A 6,698-nucleotide genomic window follows, 5' to 3' on the forward strand; every position below is an offset into this window, starting at 1 on the left:
GCTTTGTAAAGTTATTTAGAACGTGTTGATTGTTATGTCTATCTTAATGGCGGAAATGACGCATGCCCGTGAAGACCATGGCAATGCCGGCTTCATCTGCTGCTGCAATCACTTCTTCGTCACGCATAGAACCGCCCGGTTGAATAATGCATTTAATGCCGGCTTTGGCTGCATTGTCAATTCCATCACGGAAAGGGAAGAATGCATCCGATGCCATAACAGCGCCTTCAACCACTAAACCTGCATGTTCCGCTTTAATTGCGGCAATACGTGCAGAGTTGATGCGGCTCATTTGACCTGCGCCCACACCAATGGTTTGACGGCCTTTGGCATACACAATCGCATTTGATTTTACATATTTTGCAACTTTCCATGCAAAAATAAGATCATCAATTTCTTGTTCCGTTGGTGCGCGTTTGGTTACAACTTTCAAGTCGGCTGCTTTAATCATGCCTAAGTCTTGATCTTGTACCAGTAAACCACCGTTCACACGTTTGTAGTCTAACTGTGCAGCACGTTCATCAATATTTGGTAAGCTACCACAGGTGAGTACACGAACATTTTTCTTCGCGCCAGTTACTTCAAGTACGCCGTCAGCAATGCTTGGTGCAATAATCACTTCTACAAATTGACGATCTACAATCGCTTGTGCCGTTGCAACATCTAACTCACGGTTAAATGCAATAATGCCACCAAAAGCAGATTCAGGATCGGTTGCATACGCTAAATCGTAAGCGGCTTGAATGCCGTCTAAAGATACCGCAACACCACAAGGGTTAGCATGTTTTACAATCACACAAGCAGGTTTTGCAAAAGATTTCACGCATTCAAGGGCTGCGTCTGTGTCGGCAATGTTGTTGTACGACAATTCTTTGCCTTGTAATTGTTTTGCCGTTGAAACTGACGCTTCTTTTGCCGTAGGGTCAACATAAAATGCTGCCGCTTGGTGTGGATTTTCGCCGTAACGTAAATCTTGTGCTTTGACCAATTGCGTATTAAACGTACGTGCAAAAGTATCTGCTTCGCCTTCAGTTTTGCCTACACGCGCACCAAGATAAGAGGCAATCATGCCGTCGTATTGTGCGGTGTGTTCAAAAGCTTTTACCGCTAAGTCAAAACGCGTTTCGTAAGACAACGCACCGTTTTGTTTTAATTCAGCAATTACGGTGTCGTAATCGGTCGCATTGACAATAATACCCACAGAAGCATGGTTTTTTGCCGCAGCACGAACCATTGTTGGTCCGCCAATATCGATGTTTTCAATAGCATCTGCCAATGAACAGTTTGGTTTTGCAACCGTTGCTGCAAATGGATATAAGTTGACAATCACTAAATCGATTGGGTCTATGTTGTGTTCTTGCATCACAGCTTCATCAACGCCACGACGCGCCAAAATACCACCGTGAATTTTTGGATGTAATGTTTTTACACGACCATCCATCATTTCAGGAAAGCCCGTGTGCTCAGACACTTCTACCACAGCAACATTATTGTCTTTTAACAATTTATATGTGCCGCCAGTCGATAGAAGTTCTACCCCTAAAGCTGCCAAGTTTTGAGCAAACTCAACAATACCAGTTTTATCAGAAACAGAGATTAATGCGCGTTTAATAGTCATGAGATATCAAGTCTTTAGATCAAAATAAATAGGCAAAAAAAATGCCCACGAAAACGTGAGCATTTTATCAATTATTCACTCATCAAACCGTGAGCTTTTAATTTTTTACGTAAAGTCCCGCGGTTAAGTCCTAAAATTTCAGCGGCGCGGGTTTGGTTGCCACGGGTATATTCTAAGACCACAGATAAAAGAGGTTTCTCCATTTCTGCTAACACCATGTCGTAAACCTGAGATGGTTGCTCACCTTGCAATTGTGCAAAATAATGGCGAACTGCGCGATCCACATGGATGCGAAGAGCAACATCAGATTGTGCAGTAAAAATAGGAGATTTGCTATTCATGCGTTTTTAATCCGAAATTAATCTATAACCACTTGGGTAAAGTGGTTTGAGTTTATAAAAGGCTAAAAAATGCAGATCTTATATTTGATAAGATCAACATTAAAAAATCAGTAGCTAGCTTGCCACAAACTTCTCGATTTGGCTAAAAAATAAGCGTAACAGTTATTTAAAAATTGTTACAGCCTTAAAATCAAAATAAAAAAAGCCACTCAATATGCAAAAAATACTTTATGCACATTCTGTAGACATTTAGTTATGGGATTTATATACGAGACGTTTGCGTAGCCAAGCTTTCGTGGCGCGTATAATACCATTGTCTAAAAAAAAATGAGTAAATTTGCTGCAAAAAAAAGTTAAATTTTATCGTTTTTTTGGATTGTTATTCATTTTAATATCTATCTTTTAGATTAAAGCCGTGAAACTGAGGCTTTTATCTGCAATCAATTTTAAAATTGTAAATATGATGTAATTTAGATCAAAGTTACTTTGCGTATTTTGACTCAATACGGATGGATTGAGAACTTGAAGATTGAATCGGAAGCTCGATCTGAAAGAGCAATTCTTGCTGTGGCTGAATTTTTTGCTGGGCAATTAAATGCAAGGGCAAATATTCATCAGGTTTAAACACAAATTGCTGTTCCTTTGCATTCTGCGCTTTAACAATAATATTTAAATTAGGATACAGCTGTGCCATTTGAGCGCTATTGCTGATCTGTCCAGTGATGCGCAGCAGATTCGGTTCATCTTGTTCTGTGCTCATAATTGTAGTGGTTAACGTGTGCTGCGTGAATGGCAAGGTCGAATGCAAATTTTCGCTACGCTCGATGAATTGTAGAATGAGAACAACAAATAAAAGGGTGCCAAGCCACATGTAAACAAAGGGCATGATGGGTTTGGGCTGACGCTGATTTAAGGGCAATTCTTTTACATGAAGCTGCTCTGTTGATGCTTGATCAAAAAAAGGCGGCTCGATATCTACAGCTTTGGCATTATTTAAATAGGTTTTAAAGTCGATATTTGATGCTGCGATGGTGCGATCAAAAATTTTTAAAGCGGCATTGTGTGAGGCTGGGCTGTTTAACTGTGGAGTTGCCAATATTGTGTCGGATTTAACCGGAAGCACCTGATTCATATTTTTAAGGCTTAAATAGTCATAAGCATTAAACTTGAATTGACAGCCTGTGCAGCATACTTGTCCATGCGAAAGCGAGAGCTGAATGGGCGACACCACGTAGCTACGAGAACACTTAGGGCATTGAACAAATATGTCTGACATAAGCTATGCCTAATCTTTAGTTAACTTGACGTTGACCAGAAATACGACACCAATTTTCTTCACGTTTTTCAATATTTAAAATGTCGAAGAACTCTTGATAAACTTCAGATACATCTGCAACTTGCTCATCAATAACACCTGCCAAAGCAAATTCGCCCGCAGGTTTAAGTAGTTTGGCAAATTCTGGTGCTAAAGCCATAAGCGGCGCTGCTAAAATATTTGCGACTAAAACATCTGCTTGTTGGTTTTTGAATTCACTATTGAATTCTTCTGGAAGTCCAACAAATAAACGGTCTAACACACCATTCAATTCTGCATTTTGTTTAGTTGCTAAAACTGCTTGTGGGTCAATGTCGGTTGCATAGACTTTTTTAGCACCAAGTAACAACGCAGCCACACCTAAAATGCCTGATCCACAACCGTAATCAATCACGATTTTATCTTTAAGATTGGTTTGTCCTAACCATTGCAAACATAGGAATGTGCTAGCATGGTTGCCTGTACCAAAGGCTAAACCTGGGTCGAGCTTAATATTTACAGCATCGGCTTCAGGGGGTTCTAGCCATTCTGGCACAATCCAAAATTTATTTGAAATTTCGATTGGCTCGTAATAATCCATCCACGCACGTTCCCAAACCTGATCTTCAAGTTCAGCCGAACGAATCGGTGCGTTTGGAATTTGGTTTTCTAAGAACTGGGTCAGCAATACTGCATCGACAGGTTCTTCGTCAGTTTGTTGGAAAATACCCGTCACAATGACTTTATTCCAAAGAGGTGTTTCCCCTGGAAGTGGTTCAAGCAATTCCTGATTTTCTGCATCATCTAAAGTGACACTGACTGCACCTAAAGATAAAAAGAGGGTTTCTGCAAAATCAACTTGTGCTTGATCAACAGTAATATGTATTTGTAGCCACTTCACGTAGAGATAACCTAAAAGAATTGTTTAGACCATTGTACGAGATCGTAGGAACTTGGGAAAGTGACAAAGCCGCAATAAAAATTCTCACGCTGTTTTTCGTACATGAGAATAATGCTTTCTCCATTAGTTACGGCGCTGTAGTAATTCTTTTCGGCTAAAGCCGCGAGAGAGCAGAATTTGAGTAATGCCTTGAATAATATCTTTATCTTCAGTGTTGGCTAAGGTTTGCAGCAATTGTTGGTTGGTTTTGCATATTCCATGATTGGCAATCCATGCCACATGATTTTTATGGGCATTACGCTCTGTATGTGTTGCGAATAATTTTTGCCAAACACGCATACCGACTTCTTCTATAAGCTAACATTGCTCGGAATATAATCGAAAAATTAAGAAATTCAAGCTGCGCATTTACTGTGTTTAATTCAAATTAAAAATGGGAAAAAGCTTTTTTTGTGAAATTTTCATGAAATACAAATAAATAAAACAGATGATGTTGTCTTAGTTTGTTACAAATAAAACGGTTTTTTAGCATGCTTCAATATCGCGCCCAAGCAATGTTTAAAAATTTCGATCATGCCTAAAGCTAAACAAGTCAGATAAATCGATATTCAATTCTTGAAGTACTCATGATACTGCGTGAAAATTTGAGGCTCATTTGCATCGACTCAATCAATAATTATTGAAACCTAAAATCGCCAAAAGTAAGCCATTGTGCAGTGCTTATTCTAAGAAAACATTTTATCTTCAAATAATTCGTAAAAAATGAAACTTATGCGTCTATTTTTATCAAAGATGGTATTAATTATGCATAGTTATTCTGAATAGTCTTGATGGTGTGAAAACGTGCGTTTATTTCATTTGTTGTATAAAAATACTGAATTGAATTAAATACTTGAAAGCTTTATCAATCGGCGGTATGTCTCGATTCTTGAATCGTATATGATACAAATAATTTAAAATTTCTTGAAAATGGTAGGCTTAGATGAAAAAAGAAAGTTGGTTTAATACGTGGAAGCCTTATACGGGGAATTTAGAAACAACACCGGTGGCCATGAATGAATATTTGCCGATGGGGCAGAGCATTATTTTAGGTGCACAACATGCATTTGCCATGTTTGGTGCAACAGTGCTCGCGCCATTGCTGATGGGATTTGATCCGAGCTTAACCATGTTGATTACCGGCATTGGAACCATTTTATTCTTCTTAATTACTGGTGGCCGTGTTCCAAGTTATTTGGGTTCAAGTTTTGCTTTTATTGGCGCAGTTGCTGCGGTGACCAATTATAGCGGCGGTGGAATTAATCCAAATATTCCGATTGCTTTGGGTGGAATTATTGTTTGCGGAATCGTCTATGCGCTGATTGGTTTGATTGTGATGCGATCAGGCACTGCATGGATTGAAAAATGTTTACCGCCAGTGGTTACTGGCGCGATTGTCATGATCATTGGTCTAAATTTAGCACCTGTAACTATTAAAGGCGTTTCATCGAATAGTTTCGATACATGGATGGCTTTAGTCACGGTATTTTGTATTGGCAGTATTGCTGTTTTTGCCCAAGGGATGCTGCGCCGTTTGTTATTACTTGTCGGCTTAATCCTCGCATATTTTATTTATTTTATGCTTGCGAATGTCTTTAATTTAGGTACACCAATTAACTTTGCACCGATTGCCAACGCCGCGTGGTTTGGCATCCCCACCTTGTATTCACCTGTTTTTACAACACATGCGATTTTAATGATTAGCCCTGTTGCAATCATCTTAATTGCCGAAAATTTAGGACATTTTAAAGCGGTCAGCGCCATGACAGGTCAAGATATTTCACCGTATATGGGCCGAGCTTTTTTTGCAGATGGTTTATGTACCTCGTTGTCTGGCATGGTGGGTGGAACGGGTATGACCACGTATGCTGAAAATATTGGTGTTATGGCAGCCACTAAAATTTATTCAACCATTGTATTCGTTTTTGCGGGTATATTCGCAATTCTACTGGGTTTGTCACCAAAGTTTGGCGCGTTAATTAGTACTATTCCTGTGGCTATTTTAGGTGGGGCGTCTATCGTGGTTTTTGGTTTAATTACCATTGCGGGCGCGCGTATTTGGATAAACAATAAAGTTGACTTTAGCCAAAATGGCAATATGCTGGTTGCAGCAATTACCGTCATTATGGGTACAGGGAATTATTCTATTCATTTGGGCGGATTCGATTTAGGCGGTATTGGTACAGCAACATTTGCAGCCATCTTATTAAATCTGGTATTTAATCGCACTGCTAAAAAGGCGTAATGCTGTAGAAGTCAAATCAACGAATCATCTAAGATATTCAAAAGCCGATGTAAATATCGGCTTTTTGGTGGTGTTTCAAAAAGTATGCTGAAATAAAAAAACAGGTAAGAATTTGATACTATAGAGAAATGCTAATCACTCTACACATCAAATGTCCTACCTGCCTGAGCGACAGTATAAAGAAAAATGGCATAAAAGTGGATGGTAAACAAAATTACCAATGCAAAATATGTAAACGTCAGTTTATCGGTGATCATGCA

General features: G+C 39.1%; 7 protein-coding genes. 2 read left to right on the forward strand and 5 right to left on the reverse strand.

Annotated elements, in window-relative coordinates:
• Positions 1-43 precede the first annotated feature (43 nt).
• From purH to I2F62_RS04030, 5 genes are all read right to left on the reverse strand, one after another.
• Positions 44-1,618 (reverse strand): bifunctional phosphoribosylaminoimidazolecarboxamide formyltransferase/IMP cyclohydrolase, encoded by a 1,575-nt coding sequence (gene purH / locus I2F62_RS04010; protein ID WP_324625731.1) that lies wholly within the window; start codon positions 1,616-1,618, stop codon positions 44-46.
• Positions 1,619-1,689: 71 nt separating this feature from the next.
• Positions 1,690-1,959 (reverse strand): DNA-binding transcriptional regulator Fis, encoded by a 270-nt coding sequence (gene fis, locus I2F62_RS04015; RefSeq protein WP_001086304.1) that lies wholly within the window; start codon positions 1,957-1,959, stop codon positions 1,690-1,692.
• Positions 1,960-2,440: 481 nt separating this feature from the next.
• Positions 2,441-3,235, reverse strand: coding sequence for a DUF3426 domain-containing protein (locus tag I2F62_RS04020; RefSeq protein ID WP_324625732.1), 795 nt, complete (start codon positions 3,233-3,235; stop codon positions 2,441-2,443).
• Positions 3,236-3,251: 16 nt separating this feature from the next.
• A complete protein-coding gene (gene prmA, locus I2F62_RS04025) occupies positions 3,252-4,154 on the reverse strand; it encodes a 50S ribosomal protein L11 methyltransferase (RefSeq protein WP_324625733.1) in 903 nt (300 codons plus the stop codon).
• Positions 4,155-4,277: 123 nt separating this feature from the next.
• Positions 4,278-4,493: a hypothetical protein gene (locus I2F62_RS04030; protein ID WP_324625734.1), complete on the reverse strand. Its 216-nt coding sequence runs from the start codon at positions 4,491-4,493 to the stop codon at positions 4,278-4,280.
• Between the two features lie 643 nt (positions 4,494-5,136).
• Here I2F62_RS04030 and I2F62_RS04035 point away from each other — a divergent pair.
• Together I2F62_RS04035 and I2F62_RS04040 are read left to right on the forward strand one after the other, a co-directional pair.
• Positions 5,137-6,438 (forward strand): solute carrier family 23 protein, encoded by a 1,302-nt coding sequence (locus I2F62_RS04035; protein WP_324625735.1) that lies wholly within the window; start codon positions 5,137-5,139, stop codon positions 6,436-6,438.
• A gap of 128 nt (positions 6,439-6,566) precedes the next feature.
• Positions 6,567-6,698: transposase-like zinc-binding domain-containing protein (locus I2F62_RS04040; RefSeq protein WP_324625214.1), on the forward strand; the 132-nt coding region annotated here is incomplete at its 3' end.

The organism is Acinetobacter sp. MD2(2019) (assembly GCF_035615615.1).
In the GTDB taxonomy this organism is placed as follows: Bacteria; Pseudomonadota; Gammaproteobacteria; order Pseudomonadales; family Moraxellaceae; genus Acinetobacter.